This window comes from Streptomyces sp. NPDC049597 (assembly GCF_040675505.1).
Classification (GTDB): Bacteria; Actinomycetota; Actinomycetes; order Streptomycetales; family Streptomycetaceae; genus Streptomyces.
In genome coordinates this window covers 32,375-57,170 of the sequence record NZ_JBFAOY010000009.1, presented here as the reverse complement: position 1 = coordinate 57,170, position 24,796 = coordinate 32,375, and the positions used below count along the sequence as shown (strand labels likewise).

The window sequence follows — 24,796 nt, the reverse complement described above, 5'->3', positions numbered from 1 at the left end:
GCAGCACGCTCCGCGTCTCGGCCGAAATCGGCTCAGGCGCACAGGTGCAGCACGCTCCGGCACGCCGGCGTCATCGCCTGCGTGCCGACGAGCGGGTGCCCGTCAGCCCACCGCCGCATACGTCTCGTACGTCTCGTCGTCGTCGAGGCCCACCGGCAGAATGCCCGCGCTGCGCTCGTACTCCGTGCGCGCGGTCTCGAGCAGTCTTCGCCAGGACGTGACCGTGGGGCGCCGGCGCAGCAGCGCTCGTCGCTCCCGCTCGGTCATGCCACCCCACACGCCGAACTCGACGCGGTTGTCCAGGGCATCAGCCAGGCATTCGGTGCGTACCGGGCATCCGGTGCACACCGCCTTGGCCCTGTTCTGCGCTGCCCCTTGTACGAACAGTTCATCCGGATCCGTCGTGCGACAGGCTGCCTGCGCACTCCAGTCGGTAACCCAGCCCATGCCGGCGCCGTCCTCTCCCGAATCGAGGCTCCCCCACGGCGGCAGCGGCATATTCACCGCTGCCAGTTGAGGACGTTACGGAAGGTGGGCACAGCGCAACACCCCCACGGGGCCCAATCTTGAATGGTCCGAACGGACTATGCGTACGCGGCAGATCACCCAGGGGAGTGACCTGAGGACATGCGTAATGAAACCGACAAAGCGGGGCATTTCCTTTGTCGTGCAACGGACTTCGACGACACATGCGGGAATCCGGGCATGGCTCCGCCGGATTCGGGGACAGCGGAGTTCTGCCAGGTACTTGATGCGAGACCGCACGGCTGTGACAGTTGAGAGCAGCTTAGGCCAATGCCTTTACGCCTGTCCGGCAAATGAGAACGTAGGCTGCCCTCATGCCAAAGAAGCGCTCGGGCGGCGGTCTGACCGGGACCCAGCAGGCCGCCAAGTTCCTCGGTGTCAGTGTGCTCTCCGGAGCGGTGCTGGCGGGCATCGCCCTGCCCGCCGCCGGTGCGCTGGGACTTGCCGCCAAAGGCACGGTCGAGGGATTCGACGAGATCCCGGCCAACCTCAAGACACCGCCCCTGAGTCAGCGCACCACCATCCTGGACTCCGAGGGCGGCAAGATCGCCACGGTCTACTCGCGCGACCGCACGGTGGTGCCCCTCAAGGACATCTCGCCGTACATGCAGAAGGCGATCATCGCGATCGAGGACGCCCGCTTCTACGACCACGGCGCGGTCGACCTCAAGGGCGTGCTGCGCGCGCTCAACAAGAACGCGCAGTCCGGGGAGGTGTCCGAGGGTGCCTCCACGCTCACCCAGCAGTACGTGAAGAACGTCTTCGTCGAGGAGGCCGGCGACGACCCCGACAAGGTCGCCCAGGCCACCCAGCAGACCATCGGCCGCAAGATCCGCGAACTGAAGTACGCGATCCAGGTCGAGGAGGAGCTGGGCAAGAAGAAGATCCTCGAGAACTACCTCAACATCACCTTCTTCGGTCAGCAGGCGTACGGCGTCGAGGCCGCCTCGCAGCGCTACTTCTCCAAGTCCGCCAAGGACCTGAAGCTGGAGGAGGCGGCGATGCTGGCCGGCATCGTCCAGTCGCCGAGCCGCTACGACCCGGTCAACGACATCGAAGAGGCCACCAAGCGCCGCAACATCGTGCTCCAGCGCATGGCCGAGGTCCGCGACATCTCCCAGGAGGATGCGGACAGGGCCAAGGCCACGCCGATCGAGCTGGCCGTCAGCAAGCCGGACAACGGGTGCATCACCGCCGTGGACGGCGCGGGCTTCTTCTGCGACTACGTGCGCAAGACGATCCTCAACGACCCCGCCTTCGGGAAGACGGACGAGGAGCGCTCGAAGCTGTGGAACCTGGGCGGCCTCACCATCCGCACGACGCTGAGCCCACGGGCGCAGGCCGCCGCGAACCAGGCCGCCACGGCGAAGGTCCACAAGACGGACAAGGTCGCCGCGGCCGTGGTGCAGGTCCAGCCCGGCACGGGCAGGATCCTGTCGATGGGCCAGTCCCGCCCGTACGGCCTGGACCAGAAGCAGCACGAGACGGTGCTCAACCTCTCGGTCGGAAGCAAGATGGGCGGTACGACCTACGGCTTCCAGGTCGGTTCGACCTTCAAGCCGATCACGGCCGCCGCGGCACTGGAGAAGGGCATCAGCCCCGCCCAGTCGTTCGCGACCCCGTGGAAGATCTCCCTGCCGATGGACTCCTTCCGGACCTGCGCGGGCGGCCCGTCCGGCGGCGGCCAGTGGCCCCTGCAGAACGAGCTGCAGTCCGAGGCCGGCTCCTGGGACATGACCAGCGCACTCGGCAAGTCCATCAACACCTACTTCGCCCACCTCGAGCAGATGACCGGTCTGTGTGAAACGGTCGAGATGGCGAAGAAGATGGGCTACGAGCGCGAGCTGGGCAAGAAGCTGCAGGAGCTCCCGTCCATCACCCTCGGCGGCCAGGAGAGCACCCCGCTGGACATGGCGTCGGTGTACGCCACGTTCGCCAACCGCGGCACGTACTGCACGCCGGTCGCCATCGAGTCCGTGACGGACGCCAACGGCAAGCGGATCAAGGTGCCGGGCTCCCAGTGCTCGCAGGTGATGAACCAGAAGACCGCGGACACGATCAACCAGATGCTCAAGGGCGTGGTCGAGGACGGCACCGGTACGCAGGCCGGCCTCCAGGACCGTGACAACGCGGGCAAGACCGGTACGACCAACGACCGCAAGGACGCCTGGTTCGTGGGCTACACGCCGAATCTGTCCACGGCGGTGTGGGTCGGCGACGACGTCGGCGAGAAGACGTCGATGTACAGGATCACCATCGGCGGCCAGTACTACGACAAGGTCTGCGGCGGCTGCCTGCCCGGCCCGATCTGGAAGATCGCGATGACAGGGGCGCTGGACGCCGCCGAGACCCCCGCGTTCAACCCCGTCCCCGTCCCCCGCGGGAAGGAGAAGGGCGACAAGGACAAGGGCCGCGACCGGGACGAGAACAGGCCCGGCGACAACGGGCCCATCCCCGGCGTCAGCATCGCTCCGGATCTGATCGGCGGCGGCACCAACCGCGGTCAGGGCAACGGCGGCGGCAACGGCGGCAACTGGCCGTAGACGCCCCGGCCGTCACGGCGAAGGGGGACCCGGTCACCGGGTCCCCCTTCGCCGTGCCGTACGCCGTGCGCGCTCAGCCCGCGAGCAGCTGCTTCACGGCGGCCGCCACGCGGCCGCCCTCGGCGCGGCCCGCCACCTTCGGGTTCACGATCTTCATGACGGCGCCCATGGCGCGCGGGCCCTCGGCGCCGCCCGCCCTGGCCTCCTCGACGGCCTGCGCCACGATCTGGTGGAGCTCGTCGTCCGTCAGCTGCTGCGGCAGGTAGGCGTCGAGGATCACGCCCTCGGCCTTCTCGCGCTCGGCCTGCTCGGCACGACCGCCCTGCGCGAAGGCGTCAGCGGCCTCGCGGCGCTTCTTCGCCTCCTTGGCGATCACCTTCTGCACCTCGTCGTCGGAGAGCTCACGGGCCGTCTTGCCCGAGACCTCCTCCTTCGTGATCGCGGCGAGGGTCAGCCGGAGCGTGGAGGAGCGCAGTTCGTCGCGCGCCCTGATCGCCTCGGTGAGGTCTTCCTGCAGCTTGGACTTGAGCGTGGTCATGCGCCCAAGTGTCGCAGGTGCGGGAGGGGGTGCGCCCGCGCATTTCGCGCGACGCGCGTCGGCCGGCGCCGCCCTCGGTGCTCCTGTCACGGGACCGGCAGGGCCGCATCCGACCCGTCCGCGGCGAGCGCCGACGGGATGGGTGTACGCGCCGGGGCTCGTAAGGGCGCGGACACACGACGGCCCCCGCCGGTCGACCGGGACGTCGCCTCCCGGACACCGGCCGTTGACAGCCTGCGCTGGTGTCGTCCCTCCGTCTCCCCCTCGGCCGAGCCGTCGACTTCCGCCACTGTCAGCTGCTCGGGCTCATCGGCTCGACGGCGCTCGCGGCGGGCGGCGTGGGCGCCGGAGCGCTGCCCGTGCGGGAGGTGCTCGCTCCGGACTCGGGGGCGGCCGCACTCGGCCTGGTCGGCGCGTACTTCGGGCTCGTCGTCCTGATAGCGGCATGGGCTCTGGTGGGCCGGGCGGTGCGCGGGCCACGGCCACCCGGGCGGAGCGACCTGCTGGTCACGCTCGTGCTGTGGGCGGCGCCGCTCGTGGTGGCGCCGCCCCTGTTCAGCAGGGACGTCTACAGCTACCTGGCGCAGGGCGCGATGGTCGACGCACGGCTCGACGTGTACGCCTACGGCCCCTCCCGCCTCGGCGGTCCGCTCACGGCCGAGGTGGCACCGCTGTGGCGGGACACCCCGGCCCCGTACGGCCCGGTCTTCCTGGCCCTCGCCTCGGCCATAGCGGGGTCCGCGGACTTCGGCACGTTCTCGGCGCACCGGCTGACCGGCGGTGTGCTCGGCATGCGGCTGGTCGCTCTGCTCGGCGTGGCCCTGATGGCGCTGTGCCTGCCGCGCCTGGCCCGGTACTGCGGAACCGATCCGTCCGTCGCGCTCTGGCTCGGCGCGCTGAACCCGCTCGTACTGCTGCATCTCGTCGGCGGCGCACACAACGACGCCGTCATGATCGGACTGCTGGGCGCCGGACTGGTCGCCGCCCTCGGCCGCAGGCCGGTCGCGGCGGTCGTCCTGATCACGCTCGCCGCCCTGGTGAAGGCACCCGCCGCCCTCGGGCTGGCCGCCGTGGTGGTGCTCTGGGCCCGGCAGCCGCCCTGGGCCCGGTCGCCGCGGCTGTCCTCGGCCCTCGCGACGCTGTGCGTGTGCGCGGCCACCACCGCGGTGACCACCGCGCTCGTCGGCACCGGATACGGCTGGCTCGCCGCGCTCGACACCCCGGTGTCCCCGGAGAACTGGTCCCTGACCTCGACCCTCGGCCGGATGACCACCGCGGTGCTGACCGACGCCGACAGCGGGCTCGCGGACCTCGCCCGACACGCGGTACCCGCCTGGCACCTGCTCGGCCTCGCGGCCACAGCGCTGGCCGTCCTGCTCGCCTGGCGCCGCCACCATCTGCTGCGCCCGGTCCACGCCCTGGGCCTCAGTCTGACGGCCGTGGCGCTCCTCGGGCCCGCGATACGGCCCTGGTACGTGCTGTGGGGGCTGTTCCTGATCGCCGCCGCCGGTCCGGGGAGGCCGCTGCGCCGGGCGGCCGCCGCCGCCAGCGGAGTCCTCGCTCTGGCCGTGCTGCCCAGCGGATTCGCCCCCGACGCCACGCAGTTGGCGTTCGCCGTCGGCGGCGGGCTGCTCGCGCTGACGGCGCTGTGGGGCGTACATCGGTTCGCCCACCGGCCTGTTGGGAGTACGGCATGACACAACTGGAGACGACGGAGAGCGCCTGGCAATGGCCGGTGACCACACGCGGGCGGCTGCTCCTGGTCGCCGGACTGGCCGCCGCCGTCCTGCTGTTCCTCGCGACGGTTCCGCTGCACCGGGACTGGTTCGACCTGGGCGTCTACTACGGGGCCGTGCACCACTGGACGGACGGCGGTGCTCTCTACGACTACCTGGTCCCCGGAACGCACTACGGCTTCACGTATCCGCCCTTCGCGGCGGTGTGCATGCTGCCGATGACACTGACCGGCTGGCAGAGCGCCGTGGCGCTGAGCGTGCTGTTCAACACGGCCGCCGCGGCGGTGATCCTGCACTGGACCGCCGACCCCCTCGTTCGCCGGGAGGGCTGGACACCCTGGTACGCCCTCGCCCTGGCGGGCTGTGCCTTCGCCCTGCTGGAACCGGTCCGCGACACCGTCAGCTTCGGCCAGGTCAATCTGCTCCTGCTCGCGCTCGTGCTGGCCGACGCCCGACTGCTCGCCGGCGGCCGCGCCGCGCGGTACGCGGGCATCGGCACCGGCCTGGCCGCCGCGATCAAGCTCACCCCCGCCGTCTTCATCCTCCACCTGCTCCTCACCGGCCGGCCGCGCGCCGCCGCCACGGCCACGGCCGTCGCGCTGGGGGCCACCGGGATCGCCGCCTGGGCGGCGCCTGACGCCTCCCGCGTCTACTGGAGCGAGGCGCTGTGGGACACCGACCGTGTCGGCGCCCTCGCGTACGTCTCCAACCAGTCCTGGCAGGGCCTGGTGGCGCGCCTGTCCGATCCGGCCGAACCGAGCCGGACCGTGTGGGCGCTCGGGGTCGTCGCGCTGCTGGCCGTCTGGGCCGTACGCGTGCGCAAGGCGCACGCCGCCCGTGATCACGCCGCGGCCTTCGCCCTGACAGGCGTCCTCGCCTGCCTCATCAGCCCCGTCACCTGGGTCCACCACCTGGTCTGGCTGGCCCCCGCCCTCGTGGTGCTGGCCGATGCGGCCCTGCGCGCGCCGGAAGGGCCGGACCGCCGCCGGCTGCTGACCTGGTCCGTGACGCTGCCCGTGGTGCTGAGCAGCAGTGTGGTGTGGCTGTGGAGCAGGGACTCGTCGGGACTCGACGGCTTCCTGGGGGGCAACGCGTACGTCTGGATCGCGTTGGGGCTGCTCTTCGCGCTGCCGCTGCGCACCTCGCCGGCCGCGCGCGTGCCCGACAGCGACCGACCGCTGCTCCCCAGGTCCTGAACGGTCTGCAACGATGGGCGTATGCGCGCACGCTACGGGACGTCCTTGAAGATCACCGCAGGAATCACGGCAGTCGGCGCGGCCGGCCTCGCCTACGCCGCCGGGTTCGAAGCCCGTTCCTTCCGGCTCCGCCGGATCACCGTGCCGGTCCTGGCGCGCGGGATGCGGCCGCTGCGCGTCCTCCAGGTCTCCGACATCCACATGGTGAGCGGCCAGCGCAAGAAGCGCGCCTGGCTGCAGTCCCTGGCCGGCCTGCGCCCCGACTTCGTCGTGAACACCGGAGACAACCTCTCCGACCCGGAGGGCGTGCCGGAGGTGCTGGACGCGCTCGGCCCGCTGATGGAGTACCCCGGCGTGTACGTCTTCGGCTCCAACGACTACTACGGCCCGAAGCTGCGCAACCCCGCCCGCTACCTCCTGGAGAAGGCCCAGGGCCGGCACGGCCTGAACGGCAACGCCCCGGCGGTCGGCGCGGTCCACAACCCGTGGGAGCAGCTGCGCGACGGCTTCGACGCGGCGGGCTGGCTGGACCTGACGAACACCCGTGGCCGCCTGAAGCTGGAGGGCTACGAGATCGCCTTCACGGGCCTGGACGACCCGCACATCAAGCGCGACCGGTACGAGCTGGTCGCTGGGGGCCCGGAGAAGGACGCCGACCTGTCCCTGGCGGTGGTGCACGCCCCCTACCTGCGCAGCCTGGACGCGTTCACGGCCGACGGCTACCCGCTCATCCTGGCGGGCCACACCCACGGCGGCCAGCTGTGCATCCCGTTCTACGGAGCCCTGGTGACCAACTGCGACCTGGACACGGACCGGGTGAAGGGCCTGTCCACGCACACGGCGGAGGGCAGCACCGCCTACCTCCACGTCTCGGCGGGCTGCGGCACGAACCGCTACACCCCGGTCCGCTTCGCCTGCCCCCCGGAGGCGACGCTGCTGACGCTGACCCCGAGGGACTGACCCCGGGGCGACCGTGCCGCCGCCGCTGTGGCCTGCGGAGGGGGCGGTCCGGGGGCCGGGGAAAACCGGATTTCGCCTCAGGGCGCGGGTGGGCTAAAGTAAACGACGTCGCCGGGACAGTGGGCGACATCGGGGTGTAGCGCAGCTTGGCAGCGCGCTTCGTTCGGGACGAAGAGGTCGTGGGTTCAAATCCCGCCACCCCGACAGCTGGGGTCAGGCATCCACTCGGTCGAGTGGGTGCCTGACCTGTTTCGTCTGCGCGACGATCTGCGTGACGACCGCTCGGATCGACGTGAGCGTGTCGCCACCCGATCGCCGCACCGATATGACTTTCCTCCGTCGGGCCTATCGCGGCTCGTGCCACCTGCGGAAATTCTCCGGTGAGAATCCGTCGCACGCCGGCCCGCTCGTTTCGGAGCGGTCGCCGGACGCCGTGAGCTGCTTGTCTTACGAGCGGAGCGCGGCACTCTCGTCGGGACGGCTCGTCCTGCCCCGCGCCGGTCGAAAGGTGGTGAAATGCGCAGCGCACGTATCCTCGCCTGCAGCGCCTTGACCCTGTGCGCCCTGGGTCTCCCGGCGACAGCGGCGGGCGCCGATGAGTCCGACGTCAGCGTCAGCCCGCAGAGGGCCTTCCCCGGCTCGACCATCACGGTGAGCACGGAGGTGTGCGGGCCGGACGTCACATACGCCAAGGGGCAGGCGGAGGCCGGTGGCCAGATCAACCTGACCAAGGGTCACGGCAGCGAACTGGTCGGTGATTTCACGGTCCCCGAGACTGCCGAGGACGGCGAGTACACCATCACGGTCAAGTGTCCCCCGCGGACCCGCGTCGAGACCAGTTTCCAGGTCGTCAGCCGCCCGGAGGGTGCGGTGCGCGGTGGATTCGGCGGTGCCGGTGGGGTGAACGGCACGCAGATCGTGGTCGGTTCGCTGCTGATCGCCGGTGCGGCGGCCGGCGGCGCGGTGACGATGCGGCGGCGGCGCTTCGCCGGCATCGCCTCCTGACCGGCCGGCTGAACAGTCGGCCGGCCCTGCGCCCACGAGACCCGGACCGTCATGGGAAACACACGGCCCGCACCCTTCGTGTCGCCGAAGACCCTCTTCGTCGTCATGATCGCCGGCATCGTTCTGCTGTACTCCGGCCTGCGCGGCGAAACGGCTCCCCAGCCGTCCGCCGCGCAGGCCCATGCCGTAGCCGGTCCGCGGCCCTCCGCCGCTCCCGTCGGCGCGTCACCGGACGCCGTTCGGCGGACCTCCGGTCCGGCACCGACGACCGGCTCGCGGTCCCTTTCCGCCCCGGTCAGACTGCGCATCCCCGCGATCGGTGTGGACACCCCGATGACGGAGCTCGGGCTCGACCGCGACGGCGCGCTCGAAGTGCCGCCGGCGGACAACCCCAACCTCGCGGGGTGGTACGCCGACGGACCCGCCCCCGGTGAGTCCGGCACGGCCGTCGTGGCCGGCCATGTCGACACCCCCACCGGCCGGGCCGTTTTCTACCTTCTGGGTGCCCTCACCCAGGGCAGCACGGTCGAGGTCGTCCGCCGTGACAGGCGGACCGCACGGTTCGCCGTCCAGGCCGTCGAGGCGTACTCCAAGAGCGAGTTCCCGAGCCGGAAGGTCTATCGCAGCACCGCCCAGCCGCAGCTGCGGATCATCACGTGCGGTGGCGGTTACCGCAAGGGCACGGGTTATCTCGGCAACGTCGTCGTCTACGCGAACCTGATCGGCCTCGACTAGCCGCCGATCGCACAAGCACCTCGCACCTGCCATGCAGCTTGACCCAGATATTCGCAGGTGCCAGCAGACTGGCCGTATCCTGGCGCACATGCAGTCCTACACCATCGGACAGGCGGCTCGTCTGCTCGGCGTCAGTCCCGACACCGCGCGCCGCTGGGCGGATGCCGGCCGGGTCGCGACCCATCGCGACGAGGGCGGGCGCCGTCTGATCGACGGCCGTGACCTGGCCGCGTTCTCCGTCGAACTCGCGCAGAGCGCCAACGAGGAGGACGAGGGTTCGTACACCTCGGCACGCAACGCCTTCCCCGGCATCGTCACCGCCGTCAAGCTCGGCGACGTCGCGGCGCAGGTGGAGATCCAGGCGGGGCCCCACCGCCTGGTGTCCCTGCTCACGCGGGAGGCGGTCGTGGAGCTGGGTCTGGAGGTAGGCGTCGAGGCGACCGCCCGGGTCAAGTCGACCAGCGTGCACATCGACCGCACGTGACCGGCCGGGCTCCCGGATCGGGAACGGGCCGGGCGGCCGCATCGCGGATCAGCGGCGTCGCCCGTCGCCGGCCGGCGGCTCCCGGCCATCCGCCCGGGCCGCACACGCCGACAACGTCTCTGCAAGGAGCCCCTTCCATGTCCCTGGTCTTCCGCCCCACCCGGCGCCGTGCCGCTGTCGCCGTCACGGCCGTCGTCCTGATCTCCCCGCTCGTCGCCTGTGGCGGCGGCGACCGGCAGGACCGGGGCGCGACCGGCTCCGGGTCCGGTTCGCACGCGCAGGACGCCGACCTCACGGTGCTCGCCGCGTCCTCGCTCACCGACGTCTTCGAGAAGGCCGGCGCCGCGTACGAGAAGGCCCGTCCGGGCACGGAGATCACCTTCTCCTTCGCCGGGTCCCAGGAGCTCGCCGCCCAGGTGCGGCAGGGCGCGCCCGCCGACGTCCTGGTCACCGCCGACACCAGGACCATGGACGGGCTGAAGGACGAGACGGGCGAGCCCGTGGTCGTCGCCAGGAACCGGCTCGTCATCGCCACGGGAGAGGGCAACCCGGAGAAGATCGCCGAGCTGAAGGACCTCGCGGGCCCGTCGGTCAAGGTGGTCCTCGCCTCCCCCGAGGTCCCGGTCGGCCGGTACAGCCGGCAGATCCTCGACGCCCGGGGCGTCACCGTGCGGCCCGTCTCGGAGGAGCCCAACGTCCGCGCCGTCCTCAGCAAGGTCGAGCTGGGCGAGGCGGACGCGGGCCTCGTCTACAAAACGGACGCCGCGACTGCCACCGACAAGGTCGACGCGGTCGAGATCCCGGACGCGCAGAACGTGATCGCTCAGTACCCGGCCGCCACCCTCAAGACCTCCCGGCACACGGAGGCGGCCGACGCCTTCGTGCAGTGGCTCGCCACGGCCGAGGCGCAGAAGCTCTTCCGGGACGCGGGCTTCCAGCAGCCGTGAACGACGCGGGTGGGCATCCGGCGGCCGTACCGGGTTCGGTGACAGGCCGGCCACCGGTCACCGGTCGTCCGCACAGCCAACCGAGGAATCTTCGATGAAACGCCCCCAGAGCCCCAGCCGAAGCCCCCGGACTCCGGGCGAAGCGGAAGGCCACCACAGCCCCGAGATGCCGCGGGGCCGTGCACCACGAGCGGGCGCGCCGGCCGCACTCGTCGTCCCCGCAGCGCTCGCCGTCGCCCTTCTGCTGCTGCCGCTCGTCGGCGTACTCGCCCGTACGGAGTGGGGCGAACTCGGCAGTCACCTGACCAGTCCGGGAACCACGGAGGCACTGCGCCTGTCGCTGGTGGTCTCGTTCTGGGCGCTCGGCCTGTCGCTCGTCCTGGGGGTGCCACTGGCGTGGCTGCTGGCCCGGGTGGACTTCCCCGGCAAGGCCCTCGTGCGCTCGCTCGTCCTGCTCCCGATGGTGCTGCCGCCGACCGTCGGGGGTGTCGCGCTGCTGTTGGCCTTCGGACGGCGCGGACTGCTCGGGCCCTGGCTGGAGGACAACCTCGGCATCACCCTGCCGTTCCACACCTCGGGCGCGGTGCTCGCGGCGACGTTCGTCGCCATGCCGTTCCTGGTGATCAGCCTCGAAGGGGCGCTCGGTGGTCTGCGGCCCCGTTACGAGGAGACCGCCGCGTCCCTGGGGGCGTCGCCGGTACGGGTGTTCTTCACGGTCACGCTGCCGATGGTGACGCCGGGACTGATCGCGGGCGCCGCCCTCACCTGGGCCCGTGCGCTGGGCGAGTTCGGCGCGACGATCACCTTCGCGGGGAACCTGCCCGGAACCACGCAGACCCTCCCCCTCCAGGTCTACCTGCTGCTCCAGGAGCAGCCGGACGCGGCGACGTCCGTGTCGCTCCTGCTGCTCGCCATCGCCATGGTGGTCCTCGTGGCCCTGCGGGGCCGGTGGGCCGGAACCCCGCGCGTCGGCGACCGGGTCCCCGGACCGGTCGCACCGGGCGCGGAGGGAGCGGATCCGCAGGCTCCGACGCCCCGCGAAGAGGGGGCGGTCGTCGCCGTTCCTCAGGACGGCTGGGCGCTGCACGCCGACGTCTCGGGCTTCAACCGGCTCACCCTGGACGCCGGCCCCGGCACCACCATCGCCGTCGTGGGCCCCAACGGCGCGGGAAAGACCACCCTGTTGCGCGCCCTTCTCGGCCTCACCGCCCGCTCGCAGGCCGTGCTGCGGCTCGGCGACGACGACGTCTCCCGGTTGCCCCCGCACCGGCGCGGTGTCGCCTGGGTGCCGCAGGACGGCGCCCTGTTCCCGCATCTGAACGCGCTCGCCAACACCGCCTACGGGCTGCGCGCCCAGGGTGTGCGCCGCGCCGAGGCGCGCCGCAGCGCCCAGCAGTGGCTGGACCGGCTCGGCGTCGGGCACCTCGCCCACCGCAGGCCCGCGCAGCTCTCGGGCGGACAGGCCCAGCGCGTCGCGCTGGCCCGTGCGCTGGCCGCGCGCCCCCGGCTGCTGCTCCTCGACGAACCGCTCGCCGCGCTCGACCAGACCGCCCGGGCCCGTGTGCGCCACACGCTGCGCACGCACCTCGACGGTTTCGGCGGCGTCTGCCTGATCGTCACGCACGACCCGGTGGAGGCCGTCTCGCTCGCCGACAGGGTGCTCGTGCTCGACGGCGGGCGTGCCCTCCAGGACGCGCCGCCGGCCGAGGTCACCCGGCACCCGCGCTCGCCGTGGGTGGCCCGCATGCTGGGGCGCAACGCATGGCCCGGTACGGCCTCGGCCCACGGGCTCGACCTGGCCGGGGGCGGCACGCTGGTGGCCGCGGACCCGCTTCCCGCCGGCACCGACGCGCTGGCGGTCATCGCGCCGGAGGCCGTCTCCCTGCACCGGGAAAGGCCGGAGGGCAGCCCGCGGAACGTCTGGCCGGGCACTGTCCGCGAGATCACTGTCTCCGGCAGCCGGCTGCGCGTTCTGATCGTCTCGGAGCGGGTGCCCGACCTGGTCGCCGAGATCACCCCGCAGGCCGCCGCCGAACTGGGCATCGTGGACGGGGTGTCCGTGTGGACGAGCGTCAAGGCGACGGAAGTGACCACCGTGCCGCGCTGACCGCCCGATGCCGGAAGCGGCCGTTTCACCTCAGCGCGTGCGAAGGCGCCACCGTCGGACCGCCCGCAGGCGAGGCTCAGGCGGCACCGTCGGACCTGCTGGCTGGACGCGCGGTCGTCAACACGAAGGGGGCGGGTCACCCGAGCGGGTTCCTGTGCGGTGACGGGGAACCGGCTCGGGGGGCCGCTCGTTGGCTCGGTCGGGCAAAGAAATCGTCAAGAGGCGCGGCCCGCGCCGGATTGCGCAGGGGATTTCCATGGGTGTCAGCCTTTCCAAGGGCGGCAACGTCTCGCTCAGCAAAGAGGCCCCGGGCCTGACCGCGGTCGTCGTGGGCCTCGGCTGGGACGTCCGCACCACCACCGGGACCGACTTCGACCTCGACGCCAGCGCCCTGCTGGTCGATGCGAACGGCAAGGTCCTGACCGACCAGCACTTCGTCTTCTTCAACAATCTCAAGAGCCCCGACGGCTCCGTCGAGCACACCGGTGACAACCTCACGGGTCAGGGCGAGGGTGACGACGAGCAGATCAAGGTCGATCTGGCGGGCGTGGCCGCCGAGGTCGACAAGATCGTGTTCCCGGTCTCGATCCACGAGGGTGAGAGCCGCGGCCAGTCCTTCGGCCAGGTACGCAACGCCTTCATCCGCGTCGTCAACCAGGCGGGCGGTGCCGAGCTGGCGCGCTACGACCTGAGCGAGGACGCGTCCACGGAGACCGCGATGGTCTTCGGCGAGCTCTACCGCAACGGCGCGGAGTGGAAGTTCCGAGCCGTCGGCCAGGGTTACGCCTCCGGACTGCGGGGCATCGCGCAGGACTTCGGCGTCAGCATCTGAGCCCTGCTGGATCTGGTGATCCGGCTGGACTCCGAGTCGCCCTGAGCCGCTCCGGCGTTCGCAGTGCGGCCCGCGCCACGGGCCGCACCCCCGTCGGGGCGGCGCGCGCGGGCTGCGGCGGTGCACGGAGCGGTGTGCGCGTCGGCGTCGCGGCCGGGGCGGTGTGCGCGTCGACGTCGCGGCCGAGGCGGTGTGCGCGTCGACGTCGCGGCCGGGGTGGTGTGCGCGTCGGCCTCGGCATCGGGCCGGTGGGCGGGTTGTACGCGTCGGTGGTGGCCCGGTCCGTGCGCGCCGGGCGCAGGCGTAGGGGGTGCGGCGCTCGGTGCAGTACGGTCACAGCCGGTGCACCGTGCGACCGATGCGGAGGACGTGATGGGCGGGGACATAGCGCAGCAGTTGCCCGGGCTGGAGTTGGTGTGGTCCGGCCGGGTGCCCGAGCACGCGCAGGAGGCCGCGGCGCTCGCACACACGCTGGACGCCGAGGAGTCCGCGCGCCTCGCGGTGTTCCGGCGCCCTGAGGACCGGGACGCCTTCGCCGTCGCGCATGTGACGTTGCGCCGGCTGCTGGGACAGCGGTTGGGGCAGGCGCCGCAGGACGTGGCGATCGTGCGGGAGCCGTGCGCGCACTGCGGCGGGGCGCACGGCCGTCCCTACGTCCCGGGCAGGGCCGTCCACTTCTCCCTGTCGCACACCAGCGGCATGGTGATGATCGCGCTCGCCTCCGCCCCCGTCGGCATCGACGTCGAGATCCTGCCGTCGGCCGGAACCGCCGAGGACGTCGCGACCCAGCTGCACCCCCACGAGCGGGCGGAGCTGGCCGCGCTCCCCGCCGCGGAGCGGACCGCCGCGTTCGCCCGCTGCTGGACGCGCAAGGAGGCGATGCTCAAAGCGATGGGCGTCGGTCTGAACGAGGACGTGGCGCTCGCCTACGTGGGCAGCGGTGCCCGACCGGCCCCACAGGACCTCTGGCTGATCAGCGACCTGCCCGCCGACCCGGGCTATGCGGCGGCGGCCGCCGTGCGCCGTCCGGGCACGCTCTAGGCCGGCGCATCGGCACATTCGGACCGCCCGGCCGTCCAGCCGCCCGCAGGAGTGCGACGCCCGATGCGCCCCTCGACCGAGGGACACGCGCTCAGAGGTCCTTCGTGGGCCAGTCCAGCAGGCGCGCGCCGATCGCCGCCGTCTGCAGCGTGTACCGGTGCACCGGGTCCGTGGGGTCGGAGCCGGTCAGCCGGTGGATGCGCTCCAGCCGGTACGTGAGCGCGCGGACGCTCAGGTTCAGCCGCCGGGCGGCCTGCGCCGCGACACATCCGGCGTCGAAGTAGGCGTGCAGCGTGTCCAGCAGGGGCTGCGCCCCTCCCCTGGCCTGCTGCAACGGCCCCAGGGCACTCCGCACGAGGTCGGCCATCGCCTCCCGGTCGCGCGCGAGCACCGGGAAGACCAGCAGGTCGGCGGCGTGCAGTACAGGTTCGTCGAGTCCGATGCGGTCGGCGAGGTCGAGAGCGTTCAGCGCCTCCTCGTACGAGCGGACGACACCGCCCGCCCCTTGGTGGGGGCGGCCGATCGCCGCCCGGCCGCCGCCGGTCGCCGCGTAGGCCTGCTTGGCGAAGTACCGCACGATCTCCTCGTCGTCGGCGGGGACGACGCAGATCAGGCGGCCCTCCTTGGTGGCCAGCAGGATCCGGCGGTCTCCGAAGCGGCTGAGGAGAGCCGCCTCGACCGTGCGCGTCACCGGGTGTGTGTCGTCATAGGCCTCGGGAGCCTCGGCGACGCCGACCGCGTGTGCGTGGGCGAGCCGCAGCCCGAACCGCTCGGCACGCTGCGCGAGCCGGCCCGGATCGCTGCGTCCGTACAGCAGGTCGTCGACGAACTCCCGCCGGGCCGCCTCCTCTTTGCGCACCGCCAGCCGCTGCGCCCGCTCGTACCCGCCCGCGAACGCGTCGACCGCCTGCTCGACCGCGGCCAGGACACTTTCGGGCGACGTGGTCACGGGCCAGGCGGTGCGTGTCTTCGCCAAGTACTGGATGACCAGCGGTCGCAGACCGTGTCCTGCCTCCGCGGCCTGTTCGCCGAGGGCGCGCCGTCCTTCGAGTTCGTCGCGGGTGAGCCGGCGTCCGGTCCGGCCGACCTCCGCGAGGATCCCGGCATACCCGGCGACGTACGCGTCCGGTGTCTCCGTCGTGCCCAAGCCGGCTCCCCCTACTCGGCGTTGTCGTCCCCGGGGCCGCTCTGCAGCTGCGGGCCCTCTCCCCCACGCCCCTACCGCACGCCCCGCTCCCTGCGCGTGCGGCGGAAGGCTGGTCTCCGGCCGCCCGGCATCAAGAACGTGTCAAGACTGCCGGAGTCAGGCAATGCGAGCAAGCTCGCGAGACTGTCACCATGGGGCCGCGCCGGAGCCGAGGGCGGCACCGGATGCTGTGAATCGGCAACAGCGGGACGGGGGTCGTGCCGGTGAACGAGTTCTTCGCGGCCGCGGTCGTCTTTCCCACCGTGTTCTTCAGTGCCGCTCTGGTCGTGGTCGTCGCCTTCTGGGTGCTGGTGCTGTGCCGAGCCGCCAGTCACGACATGTTCGACTCCGACGTGAAGCTCCCGGGCGGCACCACCGGGCTCGGCTGCGTGCCGGTCGCCGTCACCGTCTCCCTGCTGGTCACAATTGCCTGGTTCACCAGCCTCGCCGGCTCGGTGCCGCTGCGCCGCTCCGGCCTGACCGGCGCCCCGTACGCCATCCTCGCCTGCGTGGTCCTCGCCACCGCCGCGCTGGTCGCCTGGGCCGTCACGCGACGGCTGGCCCGGGTGCTCAAGAGGTTCTTCCCCGCCGAACGCCAGCCGTCCCGGGAGGACTTCGCCGGCATGACGTGCACCGTACGCACCGAACGGGTGGACACCCGCATCAGCCAGGCGGAGATCACCGCCCGTGACGGCACGACCACCGTCGTGCAGGTCAGACAACTCGGCACCCGGAACGGGAAGAGGACGGGCACCGCCCCCGGCCGTCACGTCACGCCGTCGGTCCGACGGCCCCGTCGCGTCGACGGTCCGACGGTCCGCCCACCGGGTCCCTCGGCATGAACCGCTGTGCGGCAGCGGCCTGTTCGGCGGCAAGGTGCGGTCGGCCGGGCGGGAAGGTTCGGTGGGCGACGAGCGTGATCGGATCGGGATCGGCGGCTTGATCGTCAGATGCGACCTCGAAGTTATCCACAGGCTGAGGAGAGTGTCGGCGGTTTCCGGTTTGATGGGGGCATGGACGACGCACTCAGCACACCCGACATGCCCGGCATGCCCGACTGGGAGAAGCGCTTCCGGGCGCCTCGTGTCTCTCTGCCCGACTGGGCCGAGGACGCCCCCGACCGCTCGCTCTTCGTCTCGAACGCGACGGGGACGTACGAGCTGTACGCGTGGGACCGCGCCACGGGTGCCCAGCGGCAGGTCACCGACCGGCCGAACGGCACCACCGACGGCGTGCTCACGCCGGACGGCGAGGCCGTCTGGTGGTTCTCGGACACGGACGGCGACGAGTTCGGGGTCTGGATGCGGCAGCCGTTCGGCGGAGGGGAGGACGTCCCCGCCGCGCCCGGCCTGGAGCCCTCCTATCCGGCCGGGCTCGCCATAGGCCGCGACGGCACCGCGGTGATCGGCCGCTCGACGGACGAGGACGGCTCGACCGTCCACGTCGTCCGGCCGGGCACGGAGCCCGTGGAGATCTACCGGCACCGGGAGTCGGCGAGCGTCGGCGACCTCTCCCACGACGGGACGCTCATCGCCATCGAGCACACCGAGCACGGGGACGCGATGCACTCCGCGCTGCGGGTTCTGAAGCTGGACGGCGCAGTGGTGGCGGAGCTCGACGACACCGAGGACGGCACGGTGGAGCTCGGCCTCGAAGTGCTCGGCTTCGCACCGGTCGACGGCGACACCCGGCTGCTCGTCGGTCACCAGCGGCGGGGACGCTGGGAACCGATGATCTGGGACGTGGCGACCGGCGAGCAGACCGGCCTCGCGATCGACCTCCCGGGCGATGTGAACGCCGAGTGGTACCCGGACGGCTCGGCGCTTCTCGTCGCGCACGACTTCGAGGCGCGCGGCGAGCTGTGGCGCTACGACCTCGCTGCCCACGAGCTGACGCGGATCGAGACGCCCGCCGGATCGGTCTCGGGCGCCACCGCCCGCCCCGACCGCACCGTCGAATACCTGTGGTCGTCCACCGCCCAGCCGCCGCAGGTCCGCTCGACGAAGGGCGGTGTGGTGCTCGACCCGCCGGGGATGAAGGCGCCGTCCTCGGTCCCTGTCGAGGACGCCTGGGTGGAGGGGCCTGGTGGCCGCATCCACGCCCTGGTCCAGAAGCCGGCCGGCGCGAGCGGCCCGCTGCCGACGGTATTCGAGATCCACGGCGGCCCGACCTGGCACGACAGCGACGCCTTCGCCGCGGGCCCGGCGGCCTGGCTCGACCACGGGTACGCGGTGGTCCGCGTCAACTACCGCGGCTCGACCGGGTACGGAAGGCAGTGGACGGACGCGCTCAAGCACCGTGTCGGGCTGATCGAGCTGGAGGACATCGCGGCGGTCCGCGAATGGGCCGTCTCCTCAGGTCTCGCCGACCCGGCCAAGCTCGTGCTCGCGGGGGGATCGTGGGGCGGGTATCTGACGCTGCTCGGGCTCGGCACCCAGCCCGACGCCTGGGCCGTCGGTCTGGCCGCGGTGCCGGTCGCGGACTACGTCACGGCCTATCACGACGAGATGGAGGCCCTGAAGGCCATGGACCGCACACTCCTCGGCGGCACCCCTGAGGAGGTGCCGGAGCGTTTCGAGGCGTCGTCCCCGCTGACGTACGTCGACGCGGTCCGAGCGCCGGTCTACATCTCGGCGGGGGTCAATGATCCGCGCTGCCCGATCCGCCAGGTGGAGAACTACGTGGACCGCCTCGTGGCCCGCGGCGCGGTCCACGAGGTGTACCGGTACGACGCGGGGCACGGCTCGCTCGTGGTGGAGGAGCGCATCAAGCAGGTGCGCCTGGAGATCGCCTTTGCCGACCGGCACCTGAACGGGGGTGAGGCGCGGAACGACGGACGGTAGGCCACGGCGGGCCGGCGGGGGGTGGGTCCAGGGCAGGCCGGGAACGGTGGACCACGCCGGGCCGGGCGGACAGTGGGGCGGTCGCGAGCCACCGGGGGGGACCGGCCCACGGCGGGCCGCCGTGGACCGGCGACCGGCCCGAGGTCCGGCCCCGGGACAAGGGAGCGTGGGCACATTCCGTACCGTGGAGGCGTGTACCGATTCCTCCTGACGCCCCGCTGGTGGGGGATCAACGTCTTCGTCCTGCTGGCGATCCCGTTCTGCGTCTTCATGGGCTCCTGGCAGCTGGGCAGGTTCGAGGACCGTGTCGACAGCCACCGGGAGGCCGAGCGGCGACCCGCTCAGCAGGAGCGGCTCGCGGCGGCCCCCCTCGACGAGCTGCTGCCCGTCGACAAGGAGACGTCGGGACGGCAGGCGGCGGCGACAGGCCGGTACGGGGAGCAGTTCCTCGTACCCGACCGTGAGCTGGACGGCAGGCGAGGCGCGTACGTACTGACCCTGCTGCGGACCGAGAGCGGCAAGACGCTGCCGGTGGTCCGCGGGTGGCTGGCCGAGGGTGAGCGTGCGCCGGCGGCTCCGTCCGGCGTGGTGACGGTGACGGGCGCACTGCAGGCGTCCGAGACCGTGGGCACGGACGGGGTGCATACGGCGGGTGGCCTGCCCCGCGGCCAGCTCGGCATGATCAGCGCGGCGTCGCTGGTGAACCTGGTGCCGGACGACGTGTACGACGCGTGGGTCACGCTGACGAAGGCGGACAGCGGCCTGACGGCGGTCCCGGCGTCGGCCCCGCAGAACAGCGGCCTGGACCTGAAGGCGTTCCAGAACCTGGGCTACACCGGGGAGTGGTTCGTGTTTGCGGGCTTCGTGCTGTTCATGTGGTTCCGCCTCGTCCGCCGTGAGGCGGAGGCGGCACGCGACCGCGATCTCGGGCTGACGCCCGAGATGTCCTGACTCCGGCCCGGCCGCACCCGGCTGCGTCCTGGTGCCCTGAGGCACAGCTCCTGCGCGGCCCCAGGGCTGCTGCTCGCCCACTGCCCGGGCTCGGGCGTGCGCCGCGCGCATCACGGGCGCGGCCGCCCCACAGCATCGGGGCCGGTGCGGCGCCCGGACGGTCACAGGTTCGGCAGCAGGCCCGGCGCGACGTCACTGGGCCCGGCAGCGGGCCCGCCTGGAGATCACCGTTCGGGAAAGCACCGCCTGGACGTCACGGCTCGGGAGCAGCCCAGTCAGACGTCACCGGCCCCGGAACAGGCCCGCCCCGACGTCACCGCCCCCGGGGACAGCACCGCCTGGAGGCCACGTCCGGGGAACAGCCCACTCAGACGTCACCGGCCGCCGAGCCCGCCCCGAGTCACTGGCCCGGGAGCAGGCCCGTGCGGTAGATCGTGCCGGCGCAGGCGTTGGTGATCGTCGCCTGGGCGCTCGGGGAGCCCGCCTCCGCGATGTGGGTGACCGTCACGCTGCCGTCCTGGGTGCCGCCGTCCTCGGCGGCCAGCTGGGTCTCGGTGTTGTTCTCCGCCGAGGTGCCCCCGCTCGTGCCCGTGCCCGCCGACCCGCCGTCCGTGGGCGACGGGTCGGGGGAGGCGGTGTTGGGGCAGGTGTCGGACGGCACCCAGGCGAACTTCACCTCGTAGGCGGACGACGGCTTCAGCAGCAGCGACGCCTGCTCCGCCGACGGGTCGGGCAGGCCGCCCGCCGCGTCGCCCGAGGTGTGCGCGACCACGCTGATGCGGGCCTGGTCGGCCGCGCCCGCGGTCTGGAAGACGACGGAGCCGCCTCCGCTCACCGTGCAGTCCGACGCGGAGACATTGGCGACGCGGAAGGTGCCGTAGACCTTGCCGTCGGGGTCCGGCGGGTTCGTCTCCGCCGAGAGGACACGGAGGTCGGCGCCGCCGCACACCGGGACCGTGTCGCCCGTGCCGCCCGGCGGGACCGGCTCGCCCGAGGCGCCGTCGACCGCGCCCGCGCCCGGCTGCTCGCCCGGCGCCTCGCTGGTGGGGTCCTTGACCTCGGGGTCCTGGCCGGTGCCCTTCGAGGGGGCCAGCGGGTCCTTGTCCCCGCCGGTCACGCCCGGCTCGTTGCCCGTGCCGCCCTGGGCCTGCTCTCCGTGCCCGGCGTTGACCGGGTTGGCCTGGTCGACACCGCCGGAGTTCGCGACGTGGACGAAGGCAGGCACCGCGGTGCCGATCAGCAGCACCGCCGCCGCGGCGCCGACGAGCGCCTGGCGCTTGCGGGCGCGCCGTGCCGGGACCGCCCGGCGCAGATGGTCGAGCGCGCCTTCGGAGGGCTCGAGGTCTTCGACGACGCCGTGCAGCATTCTGCGCAGGGCCTCCTCGTCCCCGCCCAGCCCCTCACCCGGTCCCCCTCCGAGGCCCGCGAACGGATCCTCGTCGGGGCCTTTGCCAAGGCCGCCCAGTTCGTTCTCCGGCCTGTTGCTCACTATTCCGTTCCCAGTCCGGTCGTCCAACGGCCCGTCCGGCCCGTACTGCTCGAACCTGTCGCCGTGCGTGCTCATGCCGTGGCCTCCATGGCGACGCGCAGCGCCGCGATGCCCCGGGAGCCGTACGCCTTCACCGAGCCGAGGGAGACTCCCAGCGTCTCGGCCACCTGTGCTTCGGTCATGTCGGCGAAGTACCGCAGGACCAGCACCTCGCGCTGGCGCCGCTGCAGCCCCCGCATCGCCTTGATCAGCGCGTCCCGCTCCAGCTGGTCGTACGCGCCCTCCTCCGCGCTCGCCATGTCGGGCATCGGCTTGGAGAGCAGCTTCAGGCCGAGGATGCGGCGGCGGAGCGCGGAGCGGGAGAGGTTGACGACGGTCTGGCGCAGGTAGGCCAGGGTCTTCTCGGGGTCCCGCACGCGCGAGCGCGCGGAGTGGACCCGGATGAACGCCTCCTGGACCACGTCCTCGCAGGACGCGGTGTCGTCCAGGAGCAGGGCGGCGAGACCCAGCAGCGAGCGGTAGTGGGCGCGGTAGGTCTCGGTGAGGTGATCGACGGTCGTGCCTGCGGCCATGGCGTCGTCAGAGCCCTGCCGTGGGGCAGGGATCCCCGTGGTCCGGGGTGCGGGCATGGGTGCGATCACCGGCATGCCGCCGGCCGGACGGGGCCTGCGGAGCGGGCGCACCGAAGCGCCGCGGACCGGGACCACCCCTGCAATGTCGAGAACCTCTGCCACGCCTGTTGGACACGCTTCCCCCCGTCAGGGTTGTACGCGTACGCCACCGCTTTTGACGGCGGACCAGATGCCCTTGTGCGCACTCGCTCATCCCCAATGCCCCATATTTACGGCACCGTTCCGAGGCGACCGCAAAAGCGCTTCCCGCCCAACTGCCGGTTGCAGAAAGGAGAGAAGCGAATGATCGAACAGGCTCACGCCCCAGTTCAAGTGGTACAGATCTCAAGCAGTTCAAGGGCGTGGACAGATCCTACAAAGCCGCACGGACAATCCGTTCCCATTATCGGTTCGGCCGTCCGCGGCCGGTCCCCCGGTCCCCCGGTCCCCGGGCTCAGAGCTCGGCGGCCACCGTCTCCGCGATCTGCGCGGAGTTCAGCGCGGCCCCCTTGCGCAGGTTGTCGCCGCACACGAAGAGCTCCAGCGCCGACGGGTCGTCCGGTGCCCGGCGCACCCTGCCCACCCACGTCGGATCGGTGCCCACCACATCCGCGGGCGTCGGGAAGTCGCCCGCCTCCGGGTCGTCGTAGAGCACGACACCCGGCGAGGTCGCGAGGATCTCGTGCGCCCGGTCGACCGTGACCTCGTTCTCGAAGCGCGCGTGCACCACCAGGGAGTGTGTGGTCAGCACGGGCACACGTACGAAGGTCGCCGCGACCTTCAGCGACGGCAGGTCCAGGATCTTGCGGGTCTCGGCACGCAGCCCCAGCTCCTCGGACGACCAGCCGCCCTCGCGCGGCGCGCCGGTCCAGGGCACGACGTTCAGCGCGAGCGGCGCGGGCAGCGGGCCGAGCCCGTCGTCGCCCACGGCACGGCGGACGTCGCCGGGCCCCGTGCCCAGCTCCGTGCCGGCCACCAGGGACAGCTGGGCACGCAGGGCGTCCACCGCGTCCCGCCCGGCGCCGCTTGCGGCCTGGTACGAGGACACGACCAGTTCCCGCAGGCCGAATTCGGCATGCAGCGCCCCCACCGCGGGCACCAGCGTCAGCGTGGTGTCGTGGGGGCTGGCGACGATGCCGCGCGGGCGCACCCGTACACAGTGCGGATTGACCTCGGGCACGACGAGCGGGACGTCGGGGTCCATGCGGAAGGCCGGGGAGTTGTCCACGACCACCGCGCCCTTGGCGACGGCGACCGGCGCCCACCGCTCGGACACCTCGCCCGGCACGAGGAACACCGCGACGTCGATGCCGTCGAAGACTTCCTCGCCGAGCGCCACGACCTCGCACTCCTCCCCGCGCACGGCCAGCTTGCGGCCGGCCGAGCGCGGGGAGGCGGCGAGTCGGATCTCGCCCCAGATGTCGGCGTGCTGCGACAGGATCCGGAGCATCACCGCACCGACGGCTCCGGTCGCTCCCACGACCGCGAGCGCCGGTTTGGGCTTCATCGCCCGGTGCCTCCGTAGACGACCGCCTCGTCGGAGTCGGAGTCGAGCCCGAAGGCGGTGTGCACGGCGCGCACGGCCTCGTTGACGTCGTCGGCGCGGGTGACCACCGAGATGCGGATCTCGGAGGTCGAGATCAGCTCGATGTTCACGCCCGCGTCGGACAGCGCCTCGAAGAAGGACGCGGTCACACCCGGGTTCGTCTTCATACCGGCGCCGACCAGGGAGATCTTGCCGATCTGGTCGTCGTAGCGCAGGGAGTCGAAGCCGATCGCCGACTTCTGCTTCTCCAGCGCGGCCATGGCCTTGGCGCCATCGGTCTTCGGCAGGGTGAAGGAGATGTCCGTCAGCGCCGTGGTGGCCGCCGAGACGTTCTGCACGACCATGTCGATGTTGATCTCGGCATCGGCGATGGCACGGAAGATGGCCGCGGCCTCGCCCGGCTTGTCCGGGACGCCGACGACGGTGACCTTGGCCTCGGAGACGTCGTGGGCGACTCCGGAGATGATGGCGTGCTCCACCTTCTGATCCCCTTGCGGTTCGTTGCTGACCCAGGTGCCGCGCAGTCCGGAGAAGGACGAGCGCACATGGATCGGGATGTTGTAACGGCGTGCGTACTCCACGCACCGGTGCAGCAGCACCTTCGAGCCCGACGCGGCGAGCTCCAGCATGTCCTCGAAAGAGATCCAGTCGATCTTGCGGGCCTTCTTGACGACCCGGGGGTCGGCGGTGAAGACGCCGTCGACGTCGGTGTAGATCTCGCAGACCTCGGCGTCCAGCGCGGCGGCGAGGGCGACGGCGGTGGTGTCCGATCCGCCCCGGCCGAGCGTGGTGATGTCCTTGCTGTCCGCGGACACCCCCTGGAAGCCGGCGACGATGGCGATGTTGCCCTCGTCCAGCGCCGTACGGATCCGGCCCGGCGTGACATCGATGATGCGCGCTTTGTTGTGGACCGAGTCGGTGATGACGCCTGCCTGGCTGCCGGTGAACGACTGGGCCTCGTGGCCCAGGTTTTTGATCGCCATGGCCAGCAGGGCCATGGAGATCCGCTCTCCGGCGGTCAGCAGCATGTCGAATTCACGCCCTGCAGGGATGGGGGATACCTGCTCGGCGAGATCGATCAGCTCGTCCGTCGTGTCGCCCATCGCCGAAACCACGACGACCACCTGGTGGCCGTTCTTCTTGGCATCGACGATCCGCTTGGCGACACGCTTGATGCCCTCGGCATCGGCTACGGAGGAGCCTCCGTACTTCTGCACGACAAGGCCCACGTGCGCTCCTCGCTCGGTCTTGTGCAGTCACTACTGCGGTCGGCTCAGTCTATCGAGCGGCCGCGATACGCCCCTGTGATGTCACATGGTGAGATGTCCCGCTCACTACGTGATCATCCAGGAAGGGATCAGGGACCTCCGCGGCCGCTCGGATGGCTGCTGCCCAGGCCGCGGCAGCGTACGCGAGATGTGGCCCGCTTCACAGCCGGGTGCCGACCGACCGCGGGCGCGGAGGGTGCCGCCGTCAGCACGGAGGCAGCCGCGGGCGGAGGGCGCGTTCAGCACGGAGGCG

The 24,796-nt window shown here is 72.0% G+C and carries 21 protein-coding genes and 1 tRNA gene; 15 read left to right on the top strand and 7 right to left on the bottom strand.

Annotation, left to right across the window (positions count from 1 at the left end):
* Positions 1 to 102: 102 nt before the first annotated feature.
* The gene (locus AB0K02_RS13020; protein WP_177149633.1) at positions 103 to 447 is read right to left on the bottom strand and encodes a WhiB family transcriptional regulator; all 345 of its coding nucleotides are present in this window, start codon (positions 445 to 447) and stop codon (positions 103 to 105) included.
* Positions 448 to 839: 392 nt separating this feature from the next.
* Here AB0K02_RS13020 and AB0K02_RS13015 point away from each other — a divergent pair, with 392 nt between their 5' ends.
* Positions 840 to 3,068 (top strand): transglycosylase domain-containing protein, encoded by a 2,229-nt coding sequence (locus AB0K02_RS13015; RefSeq protein ID WP_365992454.1) that lies wholly within the window; start codon positions 840 to 842, stop codon positions 3,066 to 3,068.
* Positions 3,069 to 3,141: 73 nt separating this feature from the next.
* Here the strand turns inward: AB0K02_RS13015 and AB0K02_RS13010 are convergent, their stop codons facing one another.
* Positions 3,142 to 3,606 (bottom strand): GatB/YqeY domain-containing protein, encoded by a 465-nt coding sequence (locus AB0K02_RS13010; RefSeq protein ID WP_307714280.1) that lies wholly within the window; start codon positions 3,604 to 3,606, stop codon positions 3,142 to 3,144.
* 242 nt (positions 3,607 to 3,848) lie between these two features.
* Here AB0K02_RS13010 and mptB point away from each other — a divergent pair, with 242 nt between their 5' ends.
* The 11 genes from mptB (at position 3,849) to AB0K02_RS12955 (ending at position 14,649) form a co-directional block, all read left to right on the top strand.
* Positions 3,849 to 5,303, top strand: a complete 1,455-nt coding sequence (gene mptB / locus AB0K02_RS13005; protein ID WP_365992453.1) for a polyprenol phosphomannose-dependent alpha 1,6 mannosyltransferase MptB — start codon at positions 3,849 to 3,851, stop codon at positions 5,301 to 5,303.
* Entirely contained in the window at positions 5,300 to 6,538 is a 1,239-nt protein-coding gene (locus AB0K02_RS13000) for a glycosyltransferase 87 family protein (RefSeq protein WP_365992452.1), read from the top strand. Before mptB ends, AB0K02_RS13000 begins: the two co-directional genes overlap by 4 nt.
* Before the next feature lie 21 nt (positions 6,539 to 6,559).
* Positions 6,560 to 7,498, top strand: coding sequence for a metallophosphoesterase (locus AB0K02_RS12995; RefSeq protein WP_365992451.1), 939 nt, complete (start codon positions 6,560 to 6,562; stop codon positions 7,496 to 7,498).
* A 130-nt stretch (positions 7,499 to 7,628) separates the two neighbouring features.
* Positions 7,629 to 7,702 (top strand) — tRNA-Pro (locus tag AB0K02_RS12990).
* Between the two features lie 312 nt (positions 7,703 to 8,014).
* Entirely contained in the window at positions 8,015 to 8,503 is a 489-nt protein-coding gene (locus AB0K02_RS12985; protein WP_365992450.1) for a hypothetical protein, read from the top strand.
* Positions 8,504 to 8,554: 51 nt separating this feature from the next.
* Positions 8,555 to 9,238, top strand: coding sequence for a class F sortase (locus AB0K02_RS12980; protein ID WP_365992449.1), 684 nt, complete (start codon positions 8,555 to 8,557; stop codon positions 9,236 to 9,238).
* Positions 9,239 to 9,326: 88 nt separating this feature from the next.
* The gene (locus tag AB0K02_RS12975; RefSeq protein WP_365992448.1) at positions 9,327 to 9,722 is read left to right on the top strand and encodes a helix-turn-helix transcriptional regulator; all 396 of its coding nucleotides are present in this window, start codon (positions 9,327 to 9,329) and stop codon (positions 9,720 to 9,722) included.
* Positions 9,723 to 9,859: 137 nt separating this feature from the next.
* Positions 9,860 to 10,669 (top strand): molybdate ABC transporter substrate-binding protein, encoded by an 810-nt coding sequence (gene modA, locus AB0K02_RS12970; RefSeq protein ID WP_365992447.1) that lies wholly within the window; start codon positions 9,860 to 9,862, stop codon positions 10,667 to 10,669.
* A 166-nt stretch (positions 10,670 to 10,835) separates the two neighbouring features.
* Positions 10,836 to 12,776, top strand: a complete 1,941-nt coding sequence (locus AB0K02_RS12965; protein ID WP_365992446.1) for an ABC transporter permease — start codon at positions 10,836 to 10,838, stop codon at positions 12,774 to 12,776.
* 256 nt (positions 12,777 to 13,032) lie between these two features.
* On the top strand, positions 13,033 to 13,608 hold the full coding sequence (locus AB0K02_RS12960) for a TerD family protein (protein WP_365992445.1): 576 nt from the start codon (positions 13,033 to 13,035) through the stop codon (positions 13,606 to 13,608).
* 342 nt (positions 13,609 to 13,950) lie between these two features.
* Positions 13,951 to 14,649 (top strand): 4'-phosphopantetheinyl transferase superfamily protein, encoded by a 699-nt coding sequence (locus AB0K02_RS12955; RefSeq protein ID WP_365992444.1) that lies wholly within the window; start codon positions 13,951 to 13,953, stop codon positions 14,647 to 14,649.
* A gap of 91 nt (positions 14,650 to 14,740) precedes the next feature.
* Here AB0K02_RS12955 and AB0K02_RS12950 read toward each other — a convergent pair whose 3' ends face one another.
* Positions 14,741 to 15,796, bottom strand: a complete 1,056-nt coding sequence (locus tag AB0K02_RS12950; RefSeq protein ID WP_365992443.1) for a helix-turn-helix domain-containing protein — start codon at positions 15,794 to 15,796, stop codon at positions 14,741 to 14,743.
* Positions 15,797 to 16,059: 263 nt separating this feature from the next.
* Here AB0K02_RS12950 and AB0K02_RS12945 point away from each other — a divergent pair, with 263 nt between their 5' ends.
* The 3 genes from AB0K02_RS12945 (at position 16,060) to AB0K02_RS12935 (ending at position 19,629) form a co-directional block, all read left to right on the top strand.
* Entirely contained in the window at positions 16,060 to 16,677 is a 618-nt protein-coding gene (locus AB0K02_RS12945) for a hypothetical protein (protein ID WP_365992442.1), read from the top strand.
* Between the two features lie 207 nt (positions 16,678 to 16,884).
* Entirely contained in the window at positions 16,885 to 18,678 is a 1,794-nt protein-coding gene (locus AB0K02_RS12940; RefSeq protein WP_365992595.1) for a prolyl oligopeptidase family serine peptidase, read from the top strand.
* 192 nt (positions 18,679 to 18,870) lie between these two features.
* Positions 18,871 to 19,629, top strand: coding sequence for an SURF1 family protein (locus AB0K02_RS12935; RefSeq protein ID WP_365992441.1), 759 nt, complete (start codon positions 18,871 to 18,873; stop codon positions 19,627 to 19,629).
* 400 nt (positions 19,630 to 20,029) lie between these two features.
* Here the strand turns inward: AB0K02_RS12935 and AB0K02_RS12930 are convergent, their stop codons facing one another.
* From AB0K02_RS12930 to AB0K02_RS12915, 4 genes are all read right to left on the bottom strand, one after another.
* Complete coding sequence (locus tag AB0K02_RS12930; protein WP_365992440.1) at positions 20,030 to 21,193, bottom strand: hypothetical protein; 1,164 nt, start codon at positions 21,191 to 21,193, stop codon at positions 20,030 to 20,032.
* Positions 21,190 to 21,765, bottom strand: a complete 576-nt coding sequence (locus AB0K02_RS12925; RefSeq protein WP_365992439.1) for a SigE family RNA polymerase sigma factor — start codon at positions 21,763 to 21,765, stop codon at positions 21,190 to 21,192. Before AB0K02_RS12925 ends, AB0K02_RS12930 begins: the two co-directional genes overlap by 4 nt.
* 418 nt (positions 21,766 to 22,183) lie before the next feature.
* Positions 22,184 to 23,236, bottom strand: a complete 1,053-nt coding sequence (locus AB0K02_RS12920; RefSeq protein ID WP_365992438.1) for an aspartate-semialdehyde dehydrogenase — start codon at positions 23,234 to 23,236, stop codon at positions 22,184 to 22,186.
* Positions 23,233 to 24,504, bottom strand: a complete 1,272-nt coding sequence (locus AB0K02_RS12915; RefSeq protein WP_365992437.1) for an aspartate kinase — start codon at positions 24,502 to 24,504, stop codon at positions 23,233 to 23,235. Before AB0K02_RS12915 ends, AB0K02_RS12920 begins: the two co-directional genes overlap by 4 nt.
* Positions 24,505 to 24,796: the final 292 nt, after the last annotated feature.